This is a genomic window from Megasphaera sp. AF13-6AC, from assembly GCF_027685385.1.
In the GTDB taxonomy this organism is placed as follows: domain Bacteria; phylum Bacillota; class Negativicutes; order Veillonellales; family Megasphaeraceae; genus Megasphaera; species Megasphaera micronuciformis.
The window spans coordinates 1-1,130 of record NZ_JAQCUN010000238.1; the positions used below are offsets into that span (position 1 = coordinate 1).

Annotated in this window: 1 protein-coding gene; it reads left to right on the forward strand. The window is 49.6% G+C overall.

Annotated features, from left to right (window positions below; all coding sequences use genetic code 11):
* Positions 1-75 precede the first annotated feature (75 nt).
* A partial coding sequence (locus tag PGX78_RS08485; protein WP_270446516.1) for a phosphopentomutase occupies positions 76-1,130 on the forward strand: 1,055 nt, incomplete at its 3' end.

Consider the following 1,130-nt stretch of genomic DNA (forward strand, 5'->3'; position numbering starts at 1 on the left):
CCGAAACCCAGCCCGACCAGTAAGATCGCGGCGGCTCTCCTTAACCGCAAAGGGATCGTCGGTTCGTACGGACGTATGAGAGAAATCTCCAACGGCAAGGATACGACGAGCGGCCACTGGGAATTTATGGGAAATTCCGTAGAAAATCCTTTCCCCGTCTTTTACGACGCCTTCCCGCAAGATTTACTGGATACGTTTACGAAAAAAACGGGACACGGTTGGCTCGGTAACGAAGTGGCGTCGGGAACGGAAATTATTGCTCGCCTCGGTTGGGAAAAGGCGACACACATTCATCCCGAAGGCGTGAAAATCGTCGGTTCGTACGGACGTATGAGAGAAATCTCCAACGGCAAGGATACGACGAGCGGCCACTGGGAATTTATGGGAAATTCCGTAGAAAATCCTTTCCCCGTCTTTTACGACGCCTTCCCGCAAGATTTACTGGATACGTTTACGAAAAAAACGGGACACGGTTGGCTCGGTAACGAAGTGGCGTCGGGAACGGAAATTATTGCTCGCCTCGGTCCTGAACATTTGAAGACGAAAAAGCCCATTGTCTATACATCGGCAGACAGTGTCTTTCAGATTGCGGCTCATACGGATGTCATTCCCCTGGAAGAACTCTACCGTATTTGCAAAGTGACACGTAAGGAAGTATGCGTAGGGCCGTACGAAGTGGGTCGTGTTATTGCCCGTCCCTTTGTGGGAGAACCGGGGAATTTCGTGCGTACGGGAGACCGTCAGGATTACAGTCGTCTGCCGGAGCGGAAAATGGTCTTTTCCTATTTAAAAGAAAAGGGATATGAAGTCATCGGCGTCGGTAAAATCGGTGATATTTATGCTCATATCGACCTTACGGAAAGCCATCATACGGCAAATAATCGGGAAGATATGGATTTTCTTATTCGCGAATTGAAGAGACATCGAGACAAGGAAGGCCTGCTCATGGTCAACTTTGTCGACTTCGACAGTATGTACGGTCATCGGCGCAACGCACAGGGATATGCAAAATGCCTGGAAGACTTCGATTCCATGTTGGGCGAACTCTTGCCCTTGTTGCAAGACGATGAACTTGTAATGATTACGTCCGATCACGGCAATGATCCGACTATGTCGGGTACGGACCATAC